This window comes from Burkholderia sp. MR1-5-21 (genome assembly GCF_053427715.1).
The window spans coordinates 36,678-54,070 of sequence record NZ_JBSAXD010000032.1; the positions used below are offsets into that span (position 1 = coordinate 36,678).

Consider the following 17,393-nt stretch of genomic DNA (forward strand, 5'->3'; position numbering starts at 1 on the left):
ATCATCTCCCGACTGGCGCGCAGTCTTTTTTGACTACGCGTATTTGTCGCCGACCACATTCCGGATCGGATGCGTGTCGTAGACGATGATCATCCGCTCGATGAGCCCGCTGTCGTCGAATTCGAACACGTCGACGCATTCGAATTGCACGGCGGAACCGTCCTTCAGCCCCCAGTCGTAGACGAAGTAACCGGTGGCCCGACGCGCGCCGGTCGTGCTGACGCAAATGTCGATCGGCGTGATCCTGCTCTGCCCCGACGCCGCATCGACCTTCTCGAAGAAAGGCCGGGGTGGCATCCAGCCGAGAAACGGCGAAAAGATCCGCGCATCCGGCGTGAACAATGCACAGATCGCAGCGACATCGCCGCGCTCGAGTGCCTTCAGATAGGTGCCAACCTGCCGCGTGTATAGTGCGTCCGACGACGAGACCATCCTGATTCTCCGCTGATTGTCGATAAGCCGGTCCGCGAGAAGAACCGCGAATCCGGCGCAACCACGATAGCGATGCCCCGATGACCGAACAATCGAAAAATTCGCAACCCGGGCATGCGGCGCATGCATACCCGCTGGCCGAGCTCACGCGTTCCCTGCCTCCATTGACGGCTTTCCAGGCCTTCGTCGCAGCGGCCCAACTCGGTAGCCTCAGCAAGGCCGCCGATCATTTGTGCCGAACCCAGGGCGCGGTGAGCCGTCAGGTGCAGCAACTGGAAGCGCATTACCGGTGCGCGCTGTTCGTGCGTCGCGCGTCGGGACTGACGCTGACGGCCGAAGGCGACGCATTGCTGACGGTGGCCGTCAATGTCCTCACGCAACTGGCCCGCCATGCGGACGTTCATGCCGGATCCGCGTCGGTTCTCACGCTGCGGCTGCCGTCCACGTTCGCGATTCGCTGGCTGCTTCCGCGGCTCCCGGCGATCAATCAGGCACTGCCGCGAACCGAGCTGCGCATCCATACGTCGGCGGACGACACACCGGATTTCACCGACCCCGACGTCGATGCGATCATCGTGCGTGGCACCGGGAACTGGGCCGGGATGGTGTCGACGCCGTTGTTCGACGAGTGTCTTGCGCCGATGTGCGCGAGCGGAATGGCCGCGTCGCTGAAGTCGGTTGCCGACCTCGCGCACGTGAAGCTGCTTCACCCCGGACGCGGCCACGACGAATGGCGATGCTGGCTCGATGCTGTCGGCGCGACGCAGATCGACCCGCGTGCCGGGCTCGTCTTCGATACCCTCGAACTGACGCTCACCGCAGCCGCGCAGGGGCATGGCGTGGCAATCGGCGATCCGCGGATGGCGAGGGACCGGCTCGACGCGGGTGAACTGGTGATGCCGTTTGGCGACGTCGTGCCCAATGGCCTCGGCTACTTCCTCGTCTATCCGTCCCAGCGAGCCACGCAACCGAAGATCCGCGCGCTGGCGGACATCTTGACCCGCCTCGCGCAGGAAGACCGCTCGCCGCGAGTGTGACGAAGGGCCGTGTGCGGCGCGGGCTTCGTATCGGGACGTGCGTCAAATTCCGGCAACGGTCGGTGCTGGACCGGGGACATGCAGGCAGCCATTCATCCGCAGCCGTCGCGCAGGGACAAATCGGCCCGCGACCTCACGCGCTAGACCGGAATCGACCCGCCCCGTATCCGTATCCCGAGCCGCACGATCCCGATCACCGCATTCGACAGCCACGTCAGCGGGCGCGGCATCCCGCGCCGGCGGATGTCGAGCAGCAGCACGATCCGAACCTCGTCGCTGTCGTTCCATACCTCGTGCTCGAATGTGTCGTCCCACAGCAGGAAGCGGCCGTCGTCGAGCCGGTGTTCGCGCCCGTCGACCTTCAGCACGGCGGCGGGCGAGCCGTCCGCGCACTTGGGCATCGACAGCACGAGATAGCCGCGCAGGATTCCTCGGAACGGCCCGCGGTGCGGCGGGATATGCTTGCCGGGCGCGAGGAACGAGAACGACGCGGACAGCACGTCCGGCGATGCGGCGACGAGCGATGCGACGGTCGGGCAGCGCGACAGGTTCTGCGGAAACGGCTGGCCGTAGGCCTGCATGATGAACATCCGCCAGTCGCGCGCATCGTTCGCCGAGATGTCGTACTGCTCGCGCATGATCTCGTGAAAACGCGGGATGCGCGCGAGGTCGCGGGCGATCGCGAGCGCTTCCGCGCGAATCGCCGGCCATGCGCGCACGAAGCGCTCGGCATCCGGGAACGCGGTCGCGTCGAGCACCGCGCCGCCGTCGATATGGCGGTCGTAGAGCGTACGGAGCAGGCCGGCAGCGTAGTCGTAGACGGCGGACATGGTCGATCGGGCAGCAGACGGGGCAGCGGAGTGCGGACAGTCTGCCTGAACGCCCGGCGGGATTGGGTTACTTCAGGTTACACCCGCTGACGAAAAGGTGACGGATTAGTGTGCGCTACGTCGGGTCGACGGCGCAAGCGCGAGCGGAGTGGGCGGGGGAGGAGGATCGCGTCCGCGTGGCCGACGGTGCGAAAGTATGCCGCATCGCGTGTCTTTCCCCGTGCACTAGAGTCAATGTCGTACCGGCTCCGACGACGTTGAATCATGGCGAAGAAATTTCCATTGCATCCCGTTCATCCAGAGAGAATCTGCTGGGGATGCGACAACTACTGTCCGACCCAGTCGATGCGTTGCGGCAACGGCTCCAGCCGCACCCAGCATCCGATCGAATTGCTCGGCGACGACTGGTATCGGTTCGGCGACTGGGGCATCGAGGATTCCGACGCGCAAACCGAGTCCGGCAAGCAAGCATAACGATCCGGCAAGCGGCAGGTGCCATTCGCGCGGACAACAACGGCGGCCGGTTTCGAGCCGAGCGTGCCACGCGTGCACACGCGTTTTTGAACTGGTGCCTGTGTTGCACGCACACATGCCCCAAATCGACCATGAATCTGATTCCTTGATCGGCGTCAGGGCGACGGAACTGCAGGCGTTGGATCATTGGAAAAGATGCATACACAACGCATCTTGCGGTGGGCGAGACGGCCAACACGCTTGCAACGCGCATTCCGTGACCGTCCGCACCGACCCGCGCCCCCACGATCGAACAAGGAGAGAACCGTGTTTTGCTATCAATGCGAACAGACCGACCGGACCGGCGCACGGCCCGGTTGTGCGTCGGCGAAGGGTAACTGCGGCAAGGACGCGACGACGGCCGACCTGCAGGACCTGCTCGTTCATGCGGTAAAGGGCATCGCGCAGTACGCCGCGCTCGCGCGCGGCATGGGCGAGCCCGATCGCGCCGCCGACCGGTTCATCCTGTACGCGATGTTCACGACGTTGACCAACGTCAACTTTCATGCGGCGCGCTTCATTACGCTGCTGCGCGAGGCCGCGCAGATCCGCGACCGCGTGAAGGGCGCGTGCGAGTCGCTGGCGCGCGACAAGGGAATCGAATTGCCGACGCCGGCGGGCCCGGCGACGTGGCAGCCGGCTGCGGATCTCGCCGGCCTGCTCGAACAGGCGGCGACAGTCGGTATCGACGCGGGCCGCGACACCGTGGGCCCCGACATCATCGGCTTGCGCGCGCTGGTGCTCTACGGCCTGAAAGGCGTGTGCGCGTATGCGCATCATGCGCAGGTGCTCGGCTACGAGCGCGACGACGTCTATGCGGAGGTGGAGGCGACGCTCGATTTCCTCGCGCGCGAGCCGGCCGACCTCGATGCGCTGCTGACGAAGGCGCTCGACCTGGGCCGGGTGAACCTGACGGTGATGGAACTGCTCGACGGCGCCAATACCGGCCGCTTCGGCGCGCAGCAGCCCACGGCCGTGCGCGTGACGCCGGTGGCGGGCAAGGCGATCCTGGTGTCCGGCCACGATCTCGGCGACCTGCACGCGTTGCTCGAGCAGACGGCTGGAACGGGCATCCAGGTCTATACGCACGGCGAGATGCTGCCGGCCCACGCGTATCCGATGCTCAAGTCGTTCCCGCATCTCGCCGGCAACTATGGCGGCGCGTGGCAGGACCAGCAGAGCGACTTCGCGCATTTCCCGGGGCCGATCCTGATGACGTCCAACTGCATCATCGAGCCGCTGCCGCAGTATCGGCAACGCATCTTCACGACGGGGCCGGTGGGCTGGCCGGGCGTGCGCCACCTCGAGCACCACGATTTCTCGACGCTGATCCAGGCCGCGCGGGCGTTGCCCGGTTTCCAGGCGACGGCGCCGGAAGAAACCATCACGATCGGCTTCGGCCGGCACGCGGTGCTCGGCGTCGCGGACAAGGTGATCGATGCGGTGAAGGCCGGACAGATCCGCCACTTCTTCCTCATCGGCGGCTGCGACGGCGCCGCGCCGGGCCGCAACTACTACACGGCATTCGCCGAGCAGGCGCCCGCGGATACCGTCGTGATGACGCTCGGCTGCAACAAGTACCGGTTCAACCGGCATGCGTTCGGTGACATCGGCGGCATTCCGCGCCTGCTCGACATCGGCCAATGCAACGACAGCTACTCGGCGATCCGCATCGCGACGGCGCTTGCCGATGCGTTCGGCTGCGGCGTCAACGACCTGCCGCTGTCGCTGGTGATTTCGTGGTTCGAGCAGAAGGCGGCGGCGGTGCTGCTGACGCTGCTGGCGCTCGGCCTGCGCAACATCCGGCTCGGGCCGACGTTGCCGGCGTTCGTCACGCCGGGCGTGCTCAACGTGCTGGTGGAGCAGTTCGGCATCCAGCCGATCGGGGAGGCCGGCGCCGATCTCGCCGCGTCGCTGTCGCGCCAGGCTGCGTGAGGCCAAATGAGGCGCATCGTAAAGGAATCCTTCGGATGACCTATCGGATCGAGATCACGACGCGTGACGGTCAGCCGTTCGGCTTCGCGTGCGAAGCCGGACAGGATCTGCTCACGGCGGCCGCACAGGCGAGCATCACACTGCCGTCGCAATGCCGGCGCGGCAGTTGCGGCGCGTGTCATGCGAACGTCGCCGACGGCGACTACGACGTGCAGGAACACAGCCCCGATGCGTTGCCGGCGGGCCAGCCGGGCGCGATCCTGCTGTGCCGGACCACGCCGCGCAGCGACATGCACATCGTCGCGCCGTACGATTACACGAAGGTGCTGTTGCAGCCGGTGCCCGTGCGCGTCGCGCGGATCGCGGCGCTCGACGAGATCGCCGCGCACACCGTGCGCGTCGAATTGCATGTGGAGCCCGACGACGAAAACGGCACGGCGGTGGAGTTCGAGCCGGGCCAGTTCGCGGAGCTGGAGGTGCCGGGCAGCGGTATCCGCCGGCCGTATTCGCTCGCGAATACGAGCAACTGGGAGGGGCGCCTCGAGTTCCTGATCCGGCTGCGGTCCGACGGATGGTTCTCGACGTATCTGCGGGAGCGCGCGCGGCTCGGCGACCCGCTGACCGTGCGTGCGCCGATGGGCGGCTTCGGCCTGTTCGCGGAAAGCCTGCGGCCGCGCTGGTTCATCGCCGGCGGTACGGGGCTTGCGCCGATCCTGTCGATGCTGCGACGTATGGCCGAGTATCAGGAGATGGTCGACGCTCGGCTGTTCTTCGGTGTGAATCAGGAAAACGAACTGTTCCTGCTCGACGAGTTGAAGCAATTGCAGGTCGACCTGCCGCAGTTGCGGCTGGACCTGTGCGTATGGCAGCCGCGCGACGACTGGTCCGGTTTTCGCGGTACCCCGGTGGACGCGTTGAGCGCGGCGCTGGCGCAAGCCGGTGCGCTGCCGGATCTGTACGTCTGCGGACCGCCGGGCCTCGTGCGCGGCGCACAAGCGGCTGCGGTCGCGGCGGGGCTGCCCGCTGCGCAGTTCGCGAGCGAGCGCTTCACGGCATGAAGCGCTTGTGCGGTAACGGTCGCGTGTGCGGCGGGCGTTCCCCGTTCGTTACCGCTTCATGGACATTGCCGCGCACGGCCACCGTCCGGTGCGGCAAGCCGGTTACGCAAAGGGACGACGCAACGCTTGCGTGAAAAGGCCTGGTGCTCGAGGCCGTGGTGCGACCCCGGCATCGTTTTAGCGCGTGCGCGTTTGACGCACCGGCGGTGCGACAGGAAACCACACGTAGGCTGCCATTTGAAGCAGTAGCATTTGTACATGTTTTCGTGGGACACAGTGCTCGACCAGGTCATCGGTTCCCAGTGAAGCAGATGCGTGTTGAAAATTATTATTACGTTAGTGAGGAATCCAAATGCTTAAAGTCACCTCCGTTTTGATCAGTCTGGCTCCGATGTGGGCAATCCTGCTCATCGCATCCTCGTCGGCCGCTTACTTGGTGTTTTGGCGCAAGGTAATCAAATAAGGTTCGCAGGACAGGCTGCTTGCAAGCCGTGATTGCGGCGCTCGTTATGCGCCGGGTCGCGTTCCCGGCAATGGCGCAATGAACCAACCATGCACCCTCGCAACTGCTCCGCCTGCGAGGGGTTTTTTTGCGCAGCGTGATCTCCGTACCAGCGCCGCTCATCTCCCAGATCGATCGGATCGCGCGCGATATTTGTCCAAAAATGGATGACACAAATCCTGTTGGACGGTCTGGTGCGAGACGATTTCAATGCCCATACTCGAGGTGTCGTTGTGAACGCGATCCGCTGATTGCAAGAGGAGGGGGGAACATGGTTGACTCAACAAAGCCGCGCGCCATCGGCTTCAACCACGTGGCGCTGGAAGTCGGCGATATCGAGGAAGCGCTGGCATTCTATGGCCGCATCTTCGACTTTCAATTGCGCGGCAAGAGCAGGACGATGGCCTTCATCGATCTTGGCGACCAATTCATCGCGTTGCAGGCGGGACGCAGGCAGTCCGCCGATGACAGCCGGCATGTCGGCCTCGTTGTCGATGACAAGGAGGCGGCGCGCGCCGCCCTCGAGGCGGCTGGGGTCAAGCCGATCGACGGTCCGTTTCTGGATTTCCGCGACCCCTGGGGCAATCGCATCGAGATCGTCGGATATGACAACGTTCAGTTCACCAAGGCTCCGAACGTTCTGCGCGGCATGGGCCTGACGCATTTGACCAAGAACGAAAGGGCGAAAAAGGAGTTGGCGGAAAAAGGGATGGCGGCGAGCGACCAGGACGAAATCCGGTAGGCGGGCTTTTGCATCGCCCGCAGGAGCGAATCGGGGGCAGCCGCGCTCGAATTCTCCTGTCCGCCGCACGACACCAGGAGAAATGCAGTCGCAACCGGGACCCATCGTTTGCACCACCGTTCGCTTGTCGGGTTCATCGCGGGTCCCGAGGCTCGAGGTCTCGTTTGGCGGCAGGGTGACTTCAGGTCAAGGCCGGGTCTCGTTCGGCACTTCCGCAGCCTTGCTGAGCTCTCCCATCAGAATCCGGGCGATCTCATTGGCGGGCGCGCGGCCATCAGGCGATTCGGCGCTCGTTGCCCAGGTAACGATGGTCGTTTGCGTCGTCGGATCGTATCCCATGAACGTGTTGAAGCCGGGGATCTCGCCGGTGTGTCCATAGAACGTGCCGAACTTGGCCAGGCCGAGGCAGTAGCTCGCCGAATTCGGATCCGACGGCTGAATCGGCGTGCAGCTGGCGAGCCGCTTCGCCTGCATGTCGGCGTTCAGATAGCCACCGCCGACCATCCGCTGTACGTATGCGGCCAGCTCCGTCACGGTCGAAATGCCGGAGCCGGCCGTCCAGGCCCACGACGTGCTCGCGGTGGTGACATCGGTCGGCTGCAGCGAGCCATTCTTCGCGGCGGCCTGGCGCTCGGGTGACAGCGCCTCGCTCGTGGCCGTCTCGGCATTCGTGCCCCACTGGTAGCCGTGCGGGGACGGAGCGGGAAGCGAAGTATCGTTCTGCGGCGGCAGAAAGGTATCCGTCAGGCCGAACGGCTCGAAAAGGCGGGCTTTCATGGCGTCCGCTGCGCTCATTCCCGTGACTTGCTCGATGATCAGCCCGAGCAGCACCGTGTTCGTATTCGAGTAGCTGAAACCCGCGCCCGGCGCAAAATTCACCGCGTTGCTGAATGCGATGTTCAGCATTTCGCTGGTGGTCCACACCTTGTTCGGTTCTGAATCGAGCGTTTGATTGAAGGTGAGGTCGGTCGTGTAGTTGTAGAGGCCGCTTCGCATCGACAGCAATTGCTCGATCGTGATCGCGTTGCCGTTGGGCACGTTGGCGACGTATTTGCTGACAGGGTCGCTCAGGCTCAGCTTGCCCTCTTCAACGAGCTGCAGAATGACGGTGCCTGTCCATGTCTTCGTCACGCTGCCGACGCGAAAGTGAGCGTTCGTCGGAATCGGCGTGTTGGTGCCTCGCACGGCGGTGCCGAACGATGCCAGCCAGTTGCCGCTCGGCGATTGCACGAACACGACGGCGCCGGACGTCAATGTATCCGCGAGCAGTTGATCGATCTGCGGGCGGGCTGCTGTGGCATACGCCGGCTCGCCGGTTGAGGTTTCGCCGGAGCAGCCGGAAAGCGTGAATCCGATGATCAGGGCGAGCGCATGAACGACAGTCGTGAACACAGACGTCGTTTGCAAGAACGAGCGGGAGATAGCCATCGCCTTTTTCCTTCTTCATCACGCCGCAATGCCTTCTCGGATGCGAATCGACGGGTCAGTCGCGGATGCTCGATAAGCATGGCGATTCGCCGACGCGCCAGGGGCAAACCGTGCTTCAGAAGCAGATCGCGCGGCCACGCCTGTAATGGCAGGGCAGCGACTTTGCTCGTTTTGGGCTCCCGCTGACAACTATAGAACCCGGACCGCACATATGCGTGCATCCGATGCAGAAAAAGGCGATGGCGAACGAAGCGATAGCCGGCAATACGTCAGATGATTCCGGGCGAGACAAGGTCCGCCGGATTTCAGGGCGGCGAAGTCGCATTTCAGCGACCAGTGCCAGATCGATTAAAAAAACCCTCGCAACCGTTCGGCATGCGAGGGTTTTTCGCTTGGCACGATCGCCGTATCAGCGCCGCTCGTCCTCGAGATACGCGCGGATCACGTTGACGAACGACGTATCGCCTTTCAACCCGAGGGCTTCCGCGCGCGACGTATCCCAGCGCCCGGGCCAGCTGCCGACGATCTTCTCGACGCGCTCGTCCGGTTCGTGGCGGATCCGCTTCACCGCCTCATCGCCCGCGACCTCACGTAGCGCGGCGATCATCTCGTCGACGCTCACCGAGATCCCCGGCAGGTTGATCACGCGCTTGTTGCCGAGTGGTGCTCCGTCGAGCTCGCAACCTGCGACAAGCGCGTCGATCGCGCCGCGCGGCGACAGCAGCCACAGGCGCGTCGAGCCGGGCACCGGACACACGCTTTCCTCGCCGTTCAGCGGCTCGCGGATGATGCCGCTCGCGAACGACGATGCCGCCGCGTTCGGCCGGCCCGGCCGCACGCTGATCGTCGGCAGCCGCAGCACGCGGCCGTCGACGAAACCGCGCCGCGCGTAATCGCACAGCAGCAGCTCGGCGATCGCCTTCTCCGCGCCGTACGACGACTGCGGGTTCAACGCGGTGTCGTCCTGCACGACGTCCGGCAGCGCGCCGCCGTACACCGCGACCGAGCTCGTGAACACGACGCGCGGACGATGCCCGCGCGCACGGCACACTTCGAGCAGCGCACGCGACGCGTCGAGGTTGATCCGCATCCCGAGATCGAAATCGGCCTCGGCCTGGCCGCTGACGATCGCCGCGAGATGGAAGATCGCGCCCGTCTGCGCGTCGATCGCGCTTTCGAGCACGGCGCGCTCGGCGATGTCGCCGACGATCGACGTCACGCGCGGGTCGCCGAAATCGCCGCCCTTGACGACGTCGAGCAGCACGAGTTCGGTGATCGGCTGAAGCCGGCCGTCCGCGCCGGTCAGCTCGCCGCGTTCGAGCAGCTTGCGCGCGAGACGCTGGCCGAGAAACCCGGCCCCGCCGGTGATCAGTACTTTCATGTGCGTTGCCCTCGTGGAAATGCGTGAATTACAGGTACGGCTTCAACCAGCCGAGGCCGTCTGACGTGCCGGCCTTCGGGCGGTATTCGCAGCCGATCCAGCCGTCGTAGCCGAGCGCGTCGATCAGGTCGAACAGGTACGGGTAGTTGAGCTCGCCGAGGTTCGGCTCGTGGCGCTCCGGCACGCCGGCGACCTGGATGTGGCCGATGCCCGCGAAATCGCGCTTGAGCTTCATCGCCAGATCGCCTTCGACGATCTGGCAGTGGTAGCAGTCGAACTGCACCTTCAGGTTCGGCGCGCCGACTTCCGCGCAGATCGCGTGCGCATCGTCCTGCCGGCTGATGAAATAGCCGGGCATGTCGCGCTGGTTGATCGGCTCGACGAGGACCGTGATCCCGTGCGCGGCGGCTGCCTGCGCGGCGTGCGCGAGGTTCGCGACATAGGTCGCGCGATGGCGCGCGCGGTCCTGGCCCGGCGCGAGCAGGCCGGCCATCACGTGCAGTTTCTTGTTGCCGATCACGCGCGCGTAGTCGAGCGCGGTGTCGATCCCGCGCTTGAACTCGTCCTCGCGGCCCGGCAACGACGCGATCCCGCGCTCGCCCGCGGCCCAGTCGCCGGGCGGCGCGTTGAACAGCGCCTGCGTGAGGCCGTGCTGGTCGAGGCGTTCGCGGATGTCCTGCGCGTCGAAGTCGTACGGGAACAGGTACTCGACGGCCTTGAAGCCATCGTACGCGGCGGCGGCGAAGCGCTCGAGAAACGCGTACTCGTTGTACATCATCGAAAGGTTGGCGGCGAAGCGTGGCATGGCTGCAAATCCTGTCAGTGAAAGAGTGGGGGCCTGCACACAGCATAGGCTGCGCGCGGCGCCCCGGCGTCGAATGACGGTGCGATCAGCGGTTCGATCAGCGGTTGACCAGCCTGGCCGGCGTGAGCCAGACGGCGATCGCGCCGATCACGAGCATCGCGGACAGCACGTACATGCCGGCCGACGTGCTGTGCGTGAGGTCCTTCAGATAGCCGATCATGTACGGGCTCGCGAAGCCGGCGAGGTTGCCGATCGAGTTGATGATCGCGATCCCGGCTGCGGCCGCGCTGCCCGCGAGGAACGCGGTCGGCAGCGACCAGAAGAGGGGCGCGCAGGTCAGCACGCCGCCCGCGGCGATCGACAGGAACACGATCGACACGGCGGTATTGTGCGAGTACATCGCGGCGACCGCGAAGCCGACCGAGCCCATCAGCGCCGGCACGATCAGGTGCCAGCGGCGTTCGCGGCGCTTGTCCGCGCTGTGGCCGAACAGGTTCATCACGACAATCGCGACGAGGAACGGGATCGCGGACAGCAGGCCGATCTGCAGCGTGTCGGTGATGCCGGTCGACTTGACGAGCGTCGGCATCCAGAACGTCAGCCCGTACTGGCCGGTGACGAACGCGAAATAGATCAGCGACATCCACCACATGCGCGGGTCCGCGAACACGGCCTTCAGCGAGTGGCCATGCTTCTGCTGCTCCTGCGGCTGCGCGGCGATCTCGTCCTCGAGCAGCTGCTTCTCGCGGTCGCTCAGCCACTTCGCGCTGCGGATGTTGTTGTCGAGATAGAGGATCGTCGCGATGCCGATCAGCAGCGCGGGCACGGCCTCGATCATGAACATCCATTGCCAGCCGTGGAAGCCCGAGCCACCGTGGAAGCGCTCCATGATCCAGCCCGACAGCGGGTTGCCGAAGATCCCCGACACCGGAATCGCCGACATGAACACCGCGATGATCTTCGCGCGGCGGTGCGACGGGAACCAGTACGTCAGGTACAGGATCACGCCCGGGTAGAAACCCGCTTCCGCGAGACCGAGCAGGAAGCGCAGCACGTAGAACTGCATGGGCGTATGCACGAACGCGAACAGGCCCGACAGGATGCCCCACGTGATCATGATCCGCGCGATCCAGATGCGCGCGCCGAGACGGTGCATCAGCAGGTTGCTCGGCAGCTCGAACAGGAAGTAGCCGAGGAAGAAGATGCCCGCGCCGAGCCCGAACACGGTTTCGCTGAACGCGAGATCCTGCGACATCTGCAGCTTCGCGAAGCCGACGTTCACGCGGTCGAGATATGCGACCACGTAGCACAGCATCAGGAACGGCACGATGCGCCAGAACACTTTCTTGTAGGTGAGGTCGAGCTCGGCCGAACCGGCGGCCGAGGCGGACGAACGGCCGGCGGCCGCGTCGAGAGCAGTCATCGTTGTCTCCATTCCAGTGATGGTGGGTGCCGGCGGCGCGTACGTCACCGGTCGTTGTGTGCTGAGGAAGGGCCCGCGCACACGGCGGGCAGGGGATTACCAGCGTGCGCCGAACGTGCTGCGCAATTCGTCGAGCGCCGCGTCGGACAGCGGCTCGGGTTTCGGATCGGTCATCAGCCACAGCCGCGCCGTTTCCTCGAGCTCCTCGAGCGCGTACGACGCCTGCGACACCGACGCACCCCACATCACCGGGCCGAGACGGTCGAGCAGCACGCCGCGCACGCGGTCGGCGAGCGCCGCGACCTCGGCCGCGACGTCGGGATCGCCGGGGCGGCGATAGCGGACCAGCGGAATGTGGCCGACCTTCATCACGTAGTAAGGCGTGATCGGCGGAAGCACGTCCGAGTCGCGCCATACGCCCGCGAGCGTCAGCGCGACGAGATGCGTCGAATGCGTGTGGACGATGCCGTTCGCTTCGGCGTTGCGCGCATAGATGCCGCGATGCAGCGTCAGCGTCTTCGACGGCCTGCCGCCCGACACGGCCTGGCCGTCCAGGCCGACCTTCGCGATGTCGTTCGGATCGAGCCGGCCGAGGCATGCGTCGGTCGGCGTGATCAGCCAGCCGTCGTCGACGCGCGCGCTGATGTTGCCCGCGCTGCCGACCGCATGGCCGCGCGCGTACAGGCTCGCACCGACGACGCAGATTTCCTCGCGCAGTTTCGCTTCGACGCTCATCGGCTCGCTCCGTCCAGTGCGCGCAGCGCCTTGTCGAAGAAATCGACCGCGCCGAAATTGCCCGACTTCAGCGCGAGGCCGAGCGGTTCGGCGCCGATCGTGGCGGTTGCGGGCACGCCGGGATCGATCTGTGCGCCGATCTGCAGCGACTTCACGTCGAGCGCCTGCACGACCGCGCCGGACGTTTCGCCGCCCGCGACGACGAACTTGCGCACGCCGAGCTCGCGCAGCCCCTTCGCGATCGCGGCGAGCGTGCTTTCGACGAGATGGCCGGCCGCTTCGACGCCGAGCGTCTGCTGCACGGCCTTCACTTCGTCGGGCGCCGCCGTTGCGTAGATCAGCACCGGCTCCGGCAGATGCGAACGCGCGAACGCGAGCGCCTGCTCGACGACCGGCTCGCCGCGCGACGCCGCGAGCGGGTCAATGCGGAAGCTCGGGCGATTCGCGCGCCACGCAGCGACCTGTGCGTTGGTTGCCTTCGACGCGCTGCCGGCGAGCACGGTCGAGAAGCCGTCGATGCGCGGCAGCGACGCCGCGTTGTCGCGCTCGGGCAGCGCGCCCGCGCGGCGGAAGTTCGCGGGCAGGCCGAGCGCGATGTCCGAGCCGCCGGTGACGAGCGGCAGGTCCGCACACGCTTCGCCGAGCACGAAGAGATCGCGATCGGACAGCGCATCGGCGATCGCGAAGCGCGCGCCTTCCGCGCGCAGCTGCGCGATCGTCGCGCGCACCGCGGCGGCGCCGAGGGCGATCGCGTCGTAGCGGATCAGGCCGACCGACGAGCGCGTCTGGCGCTGCAGCACGCGCACGAGGTTCGCGTCCTTCATCGGCGTGAGCGGGTGGTGTTCCATTCCCGACTCGTTGAGCAGCACGTCGCCGACGAACAGGTGGCCGCGACAGATCGTGCGGCCGTTCTCCGGAAACGCCGGGCACGCGATCGTGAAGCCGCCGCCCGCCGCGTCGAGCAGCGCGTCGGCGACCGGGCCGATGTTGCCCGCGTCGGTCGAGTCGAACGTCGAGCAGTACTTGAAGAAGAACTGGCGGCAGCCCTGCGCGCGCAGCCATTCGTATGCGGCGAGCGATTGCGCGACGGCGTCGGCGGCGGGAATCGTGCGCGACTTCAGCGCGACGACGATCGCGTCGGCGTCGAGCGCCGCATCGCCGGCGGGCACGCCGATCGTCTGCACGGTGCGCATGCCGCTCTTGACGAGCATGTTCGCGAGATCGGTCGCGCCGGTGAAATCGTCGGCGATGCAGCCGAGCAGGGGACGGGAAGCGGAGGCGGTCATGTCGAGGGTCTCGCTCGAATCAACGGGACGGCGGCAGCGTGATGCCGGGGAAGGTCTTGATCACGGCGGAGTCATCCTCGCCGCCGTGGCCGGCGCTCGATGCGCTCATGAACATCTGGTGCGCGGTTGCGGACAGCGGCAGCGGGAATTTGCTGCGGCGCGCGGTGTCGAGCACGAGGCCCAGATCCTTCACGAAGATGTCGACCGCGGACAGCGGCGTGTAATCGCCGTTCAGGATGTGCGGCACGCGGTTCTCGAACATCCACGAGTTGCCGGCGCTGTGCGTGATCACGTCGTACAGCGCATCGGGATCGACGCCCTCGCGCAGGCCCAGCGCCATCGCCTCGGCCGCCGCCGCGATGTGCACGCCGGCCAGAAGCTGGTTGATGATCTTCACCTTCGAGCCGACGCCGTGCGCGTCGCCGAGGCGGTACACCTTGCCGGCGATCGCGGCGAGCACGTCCTCGCAGGCTTCATACGCCGCGGCCGGGCCGGACGTCATCATCGTCATCTCGCCGGACGCCGCGCGCGCGGCGCCGCCGGACACCGGCGCGTCGAGCATCTGCAGGCCGGCCGCCTCGATCCGCCGGCCGAGTTCGACCGCGAATCCGGGCGCGACGGTCGCGCTCGCGATCACGACGCCGCCCGGCTTCATCCGTGCGAGCGCGCCGTGCTCGCCGAACAGCACTGCTTCGGTCTGCTCAGCATTGACGACGAGCGTGACGACGACGTCGCACTGCGCGCCGAGTTCGGCGGGCGTCGCGCATGCGACGCCGCCTTCGGCCGCGAATGCATTCAGCACCTGCTCACGCACGTCGCATGCGTGCACGCGAAACCCCGCGCGCAGCAGCGAGCGGGCGACGCCCAGGCCCATCGCGCCGAGGCCGATGACTCCAACATTTCGTGACATGGTCAACCTTGATCGATTCGTGAGAGTGGCGGCGCGCTTTGCCGCCGGATTCAGCCGCCTGGTTCAGCAGATACCGGCTTCCGCGAGCCGGCGGGCAGCGTTGTACATGTGCGTGCGTGCGGCGTTGCGCGCGGCCATCGGGTCGCGCGCGCGGATCGCGTCGGCGATCGCCGCGTGCTCTTCGCGAACCTGCCGCGAGAAATCCTCGCGCGTCGCCTCGTTGCGGCGCGTGACCTTCACGCCCGCTTCGAGGTACTGGTTCAGGAACTGCAGCGTCTTCAGGAAATACGGGTTGCCGGTGACGGCCGCGATCGTGCGGTGGAACGCGACGTCTTCCGCGACGCCGTCGCGGCCAACGGCGACCGCTTCATCGATCTTGCGCAGCGCGTCGTCGATGTCGGCCATGTCCTCGTCGGTGTGGTGCAGCGCGGCTTCGGCGGCGACTTCGGCCTCGATCGCGCGGCGCACCGCGAGCAGGTGCGGCAGCGACGTCGCCTCGACGGCTTCCGCGTAATCGATGCGCAGCGGGCGGATCGCGCCGTGCTGGTTCACGTACACGCCGCTGCCCTGGCGCGGCTCGACGACGCCCTCGTTCTTCAGGCGCGAAATCGCCTCGCGGATCACGGTGCGGCTCACGCCGAATTCCTGCGCGAGCACGGCCTCGGTCGGCAGCTTGCCGGACGCCGCGAAACTGCCGACTTCGATCTGCTTGAGCAATTGCTGCGCAACGTGATCGCTCATTGCGCGGGCGGGAACTTTCTCGAACATGTCGGTCAACTTTGTAGGGTGATGTGGTCATCATACAAATTTGAACGAGAGACGGCATCAGGGATAACCCTTGATCAACGGCGTGCAACGTCGGTCAAGTTGATTGGAACCGGTTCCAGTTTCGTGCAACTTCACGCTATCGTGCGGCCGGTGACGGACTGTCGCTCGTCATTCATGCTTGCCGACCGAATGCAGCGACGAGACACGATTGACGCAACGCGCTTCCTTTCCCGTTGGCAAACCAGCTGGCCGGTCCGGGCGGGTGAGGATCCATTGAAGTGGTCGCAAGGCATTGGCGACGGTCGCACGCTACGCTCCCGAATGTTTGGCGAAGGGCGCGTGACGAAGCGCTGTACTAGTCGTGCGGTGCAATGCGACCGCTCATGTCAGGACCGTTTGACGGAAGTGCTTCCAGGTATGCCGCTACCGCGCGCATCTCGTCTTCCGACAGGTTGTCGGATACCGCCTTCATGGATTCGCCACGGGGCCTTTCCCCGCTGCGTCGAAACACCCGGAGCTGTTTCGTGATGTAGTCCGCGTGTTGTCCCGCCAGTCGAGGGATTTCACCCGCGCCCTCGCCGTGTGCGCCATGACAGGTGCTGCAAGCAGTCACCCCCTTGTCCCGGAGGCCGAATGCAAAAATCATTCGGCCGGTGTCGACGGGTAGCGGATCGTCGGGTCTGCCAGGCGGAGGAGGCCGGCTGGAGAAGTAAGTGGCAATCTGCTCGATTTGCGCGTCGCTCAGATGCGTGAAGCCCCACATGAACTTTTGCGCATTCGGGTCGGCGCGGCGATGCGTCTTGAAGTCCGTCAGCTGGGCGATCAGATACTCCCGCGGCTGGCCGGCCAGCTTGGGAAACATGGGCGACACCGACATGCCGTTCGCGCCGTGGCAGCTCGAGCACACCTGCAACGCAATCGTTCTTCCGGCAACAGCCGGATCGTCGATCGATCGCGTCCGTTCGAGATCGTGGCAACCGGCCCCTGTCAGCAGCGTCGCAAGAAATACAGGTTGCAACATTGATTTCATTTCAAGCGCCTCCGGGTTGCCCGCGCAGACCTCAACCGGCAGAATGCGAGGTACGCCTCCTGGCGGGTCCTGCATGGCGATTCACATTCGAAAAGAAGTCCTAAGCTTGTGCGGCGGATCGAAGAAGGTGGCGATCACCAATATGCCGATCAGACATGCAGAAAGAACGTGTCGTTATCGCTTGCGTTGCGCCTGTGGCCAGCGTAATCGGACCGGGGACCAAGTTATTGGTTGAAATGCGTGTACTGGAGATCGAGCCGTGGGTCTGCAGCATCCATCCCGATGCAATCAGCGAGACAAAGGCGGCAACGCTTGCGCCGACCGGCACGGGATGACATGGCTTGGCACGTTGGGGATACTCGTGCGAACTTGCGCCGCTTCAAGCTGATGCCCATCTGCACACCAACATAAAACGAATGCGCATGGCGCGTTATTCCGGGGGACACACAGGACGTGCGAGATGACGCAGCGGTGACAGTGATGGCTGCGGTATGGCAGCGGTGTGCCTGCCCCGGCGGGGAGCCGCCGGGGCAAGTCAATCATGTGAACCGCGCGTCATTTCGTTGCACGCGGTGATG

17 protein-coding genes are annotated in these 17,393 nt (G+C 65.6%); 6 read left to right on the forward strand and 11 right to left on the reverse strand.

Going from position 1 to position 17,393, the window contains the following annotated elements; translation table 11 throughout:
- Positions 1 to 33: 33 nt before the first annotated feature.
- Entirely contained in the window at positions 34 to 432 is a 399-nt protein-coding gene (locus tag ACV229_RS32355; RefSeq protein ID WP_448087157.1) for a nuclear transport factor 2 family protein, read from the reverse strand.
- A gap of 80 nt (positions 433 to 512) precedes the next feature.
- On the opposite strand from ACV229_RS32355, the gene ACV229_RS32360 reads away from it, so the two are divergent.
- Positions 513 to 1,469, forward strand: coding sequence for a LysR substrate-binding domain-containing protein (locus ACV229_RS32360; RefSeq protein ID WP_448087158.1), 957 nt, complete (start codon positions 513 to 515; stop codon positions 1,467 to 1,469).
- Between the two features lie 140 nt (positions 1,470 to 1,609).
- Here the strand turns inward: ACV229_RS32360 and ACV229_RS32365 are convergent, their stop codons facing one another.
- Positions 1,610 to 2,299 carry an aspartyl/asparaginyl beta-hydroxylase domain-containing protein gene (locus ACV229_RS32365; protein ID WP_448087159.1) on the reverse strand — a complete coding sequence of 230 codons (690 nt, stop codon included), beginning with the start codon at positions 2,297 to 2,299 and terminating at the stop codon, positions 1,610 to 1,612.
- A gap of 264 nt (positions 2,300 to 2,563) precedes the next feature.
- On the opposite strand from ACV229_RS32365, the gene ACV229_RS32370 reads away from it, so the two are divergent.
- From ACV229_RS32370 to ACV229_RS32385, 4 genes are all read left to right on the forward strand, one after another.
- Positions 2,564 to 2,773, forward strand: a complete 210-nt coding sequence (locus ACV229_RS32370) for a DUF3079 domain-containing protein (RefSeq protein ID WP_448087160.1) — start codon at positions 2,564 to 2,566, stop codon at positions 2,771 to 2,773.
- A gap of 306 nt (positions 2,774 to 3,079) precedes the next feature.
- Positions 3,080 to 4,747 (forward strand): hydroxylamine reductase, encoded by a 1,668-nt coding sequence (gene hcp / locus ACV229_RS32375; protein WP_448087161.1) that lies wholly within the window; start codon positions 3,080 to 3,082, stop codon positions 4,745 to 4,747.
- A 35-nt stretch (positions 4,748 to 4,782) separates the two neighbouring features.
- Positions 4,783 to 5,805, forward strand: a complete 1,023-nt coding sequence (locus ACV229_RS32380) for a 2Fe-2S iron-sulfur cluster binding domain-containing protein (RefSeq protein WP_448087162.1) — start codon at positions 4,783 to 4,785, stop codon at positions 5,803 to 5,805.
- 773 nt (positions 5,806 to 6,578) lie between these two features.
- The gene (locus ACV229_RS32385) at positions 6,579 to 7,049 is read left to right on the forward strand and encodes a VOC family protein (RefSeq protein ID WP_448087163.1); all 471 of its coding nucleotides are present in this window, start codon (positions 6,579 to 6,581) and stop codon (positions 7,047 to 7,049) included.
- Between the two features lie 186 nt (positions 7,050 to 7,235).
- Here ACV229_RS32385 and ACV229_RS32390 read toward each other — a convergent pair whose 3' ends face one another.
- The 9 genes from ACV229_RS32390 to ACV229_RS32430 form a co-directional block, all read right to left on the reverse strand.
- Positions 7,236 to 8,477 carry a serine hydrolase domain-containing protein gene (locus ACV229_RS32390; RefSeq protein ID WP_448087164.1) on the reverse strand — a complete coding sequence of 414 codons (1,242 nt, stop codon included), beginning with the start codon at positions 8,475 to 8,477 and terminating at the stop codon, positions 7,236 to 7,238.
- 409 nt (positions 8,478 to 8,886) lie between these two features.
- Positions 8,887 to 9,858, reverse strand: coding sequence for a D-erythronate dehydrogenase (denD, locus tag ACV229_RS32395; protein WP_448087165.1), 972 nt, complete (start codon positions 9,856 to 9,858; stop codon positions 8,887 to 8,889).
- A 28-nt stretch (positions 9,859 to 9,886) separates the two neighbouring features.
- Positions 9,887 to 10,663 (reverse strand): 2-oxo-tetronate isomerase, encoded by a 777-nt coding sequence (otnI, locus tag ACV229_RS32400; protein WP_448087166.1) that lies wholly within the window; start codon positions 10,661 to 10,663, stop codon positions 9,887 to 9,889.
- 97 nt (positions 10,664 to 10,760) lie between these two features.
- Positions 10,761 to 12,086 carry an MFS transporter gene (locus ACV229_RS32405; RefSeq protein ID WP_448087167.1) on the reverse strand — a complete coding sequence of 442 codons (1,326 nt, stop codon included), beginning with the start codon at positions 12,084 to 12,086 and terminating at the stop codon, positions 10,761 to 10,763.
- Between the two features lie 96 nt (positions 12,087 to 12,182).
- A complete protein-coding gene (gene otnC / locus ACV229_RS32410) occupies positions 12,183 to 12,821 on the reverse strand; it encodes a 3-oxo-tetronate 4-phosphate decarboxylase (protein ID WP_448087168.1) in 639 nt (212 codons plus the stop codon).
- Entirely contained in the window at positions 12,818 to 14,107 is a 1,290-nt protein-coding gene (gene otnK, locus ACV229_RS32415) for a 3-oxo-tetronate kinase (RefSeq protein WP_448087169.1), read from the reverse strand. The genes otnC and otnK overlap by 4 nt, the downstream gene beginning before the upstream one ends.
- A 19-nt stretch (positions 14,108 to 14,126) precedes the next feature.
- Positions 14,127 to 15,017, reverse strand: a complete 891-nt coding sequence (gene ltnD / locus ACV229_RS32420; RefSeq protein WP_448087170.1) for an L-threonate dehydrogenase — start codon at positions 15,015 to 15,017, stop codon at positions 14,127 to 14,129.
- A gap of 63 nt (positions 15,018 to 15,080) precedes the next feature.
- Positions 15,081 to 15,785, reverse strand: a complete 705-nt coding sequence (locus ACV229_RS32425; protein WP_448087171.1) for a FadR/GntR family transcriptional regulator — start codon at positions 15,783 to 15,785, stop codon at positions 15,081 to 15,083.
- A 355-nt stretch (positions 15,786 to 16,140) separates the two neighbouring features.
- Positions 16,141 to 16,815, reverse strand: a complete 675-nt coding sequence (locus ACV229_RS32430) for a c-type cytochrome (protein WP_448087172.1) — start codon at positions 16,813 to 16,815, stop codon at positions 16,141 to 16,143.
- A 155-nt stretch (positions 16,816 to 16,970) separates the two neighbouring features.
- On the opposite strand from ACV229_RS32430, the gene ACV229_RS32435 reads away from it, so the two are divergent.
- Positions 16,971 to 17,150 carry a hypothetical protein gene (locus ACV229_RS32435; protein ID WP_448087173.1) on the forward strand — a complete coding sequence of 60 codons (180 nt, stop codon included), beginning with the start codon at positions 16,971 to 16,973 and terminating at the stop codon, positions 17,148 to 17,150.
- Positions 17,151 to 17,393: the final 243 nt, after the last annotated feature.

Coding starts and splice junctions, on each gene's coding strand:
- otnC (WP_448087168.1), bottom strand. CDS start 12,821: ATGAGCGTCGAAGCGAAACTGCGCGAGGAAATCTGCGTCGTCGGTGCG.
- ACV229_RS32435 (WP_448087173.1), top strand. CDS start 16,971: ATGCAGAAAGAACGTGTCGTTATCGCTTGCGTTGCGCCTGTGGCCAGC.
- otnK (WP_448087169.1), bottom strand. CDS start 14,107: ATGACCGCCTCCGCTTCCCGTCCCCTGCTCGGCTGCATCGCCGACGAT.
- ACV229_RS32365 (WP_448087159.1), bottom strand. CDS start 2,299: ATGTCCGCCGTCTACGACTACGCTGCCGGCCTGCTCCGTACGCTCTAC.
- ACV229_RS32355 (WP_448087157.1), bottom strand. CDS start 432: ATGGTCTCGTCGTCGGACGCACTATACACGCGGCAGGTTGGCACCTAT.
- otnI (WP_448087166.1), bottom strand. CDS start 10,663: ATGCCACGCTTCGCCGCCAACCTTTCGATGATGTACAACGAGTACGCG.
- ACV229_RS32425 (WP_448087171.1), bottom strand. CDS start 15,785: ATGTTCGAGAAAGTTCCCGCCCGCGCAATGAGCGATCACGTTGCGCAG.
- ACV229_RS32370 (WP_448087160.1), top strand. CDS start 2,564: ATGGCGAAGAAATTTCCATTGCATCCCGTTCATCCAGAGAGAATCTGC.
- ACV229_RS32360 (WP_448087158.1), top strand. CDS start 513: ATGACCGAACAATCGAAAAATTCGCAACCCGGGCATGCGGCGCATGCA.
- ACV229_RS32405 (WP_448087167.1), bottom strand. CDS start 12,086: ATGACTGCTCTCGACGCGGCCGCCGGCCGTTCGTCCGCCTCGGCCGCC.
- ltnD (WP_448087170.1), bottom strand. CDS start 15,017: ATGTCACGAAATGTTGGAGTCATCGGCCTCGGCGCGATGGGCCTGGGC.
- ACV229_RS32390 (WP_448087164.1), bottom strand. CDS start 8,477: ATGGCTATCTCCCGCTCGTTCTTGCAAACGACGTCTGTGTTCACGACT.
- ACV229_RS32430 (WP_448087172.1), bottom strand. CDS start 16,815: ATGAAATCAATGTTGCAACCTGTATTTCTTGCGACGCTGCTGACAGGG.
- denD (WP_448087165.1), bottom strand. CDS start 9,858: ATGAAAGTACTGATCACCGGCGGGGCCGGGTTTCTCGGCCAGCGTCTC.
- ACV229_RS32385 (WP_448087163.1), top strand. CDS start 6,579: ATGGTTGACTCAACAAAGCCGCGCGCCATCGGCTTCAACCACGTGGCG.
- ACV229_RS32380 (WP_448087162.1), top strand. CDS start 4,783: ATGACCTATCGGATCGAGATCACGACGCGTGACGGTCAGCCGTTCGGC.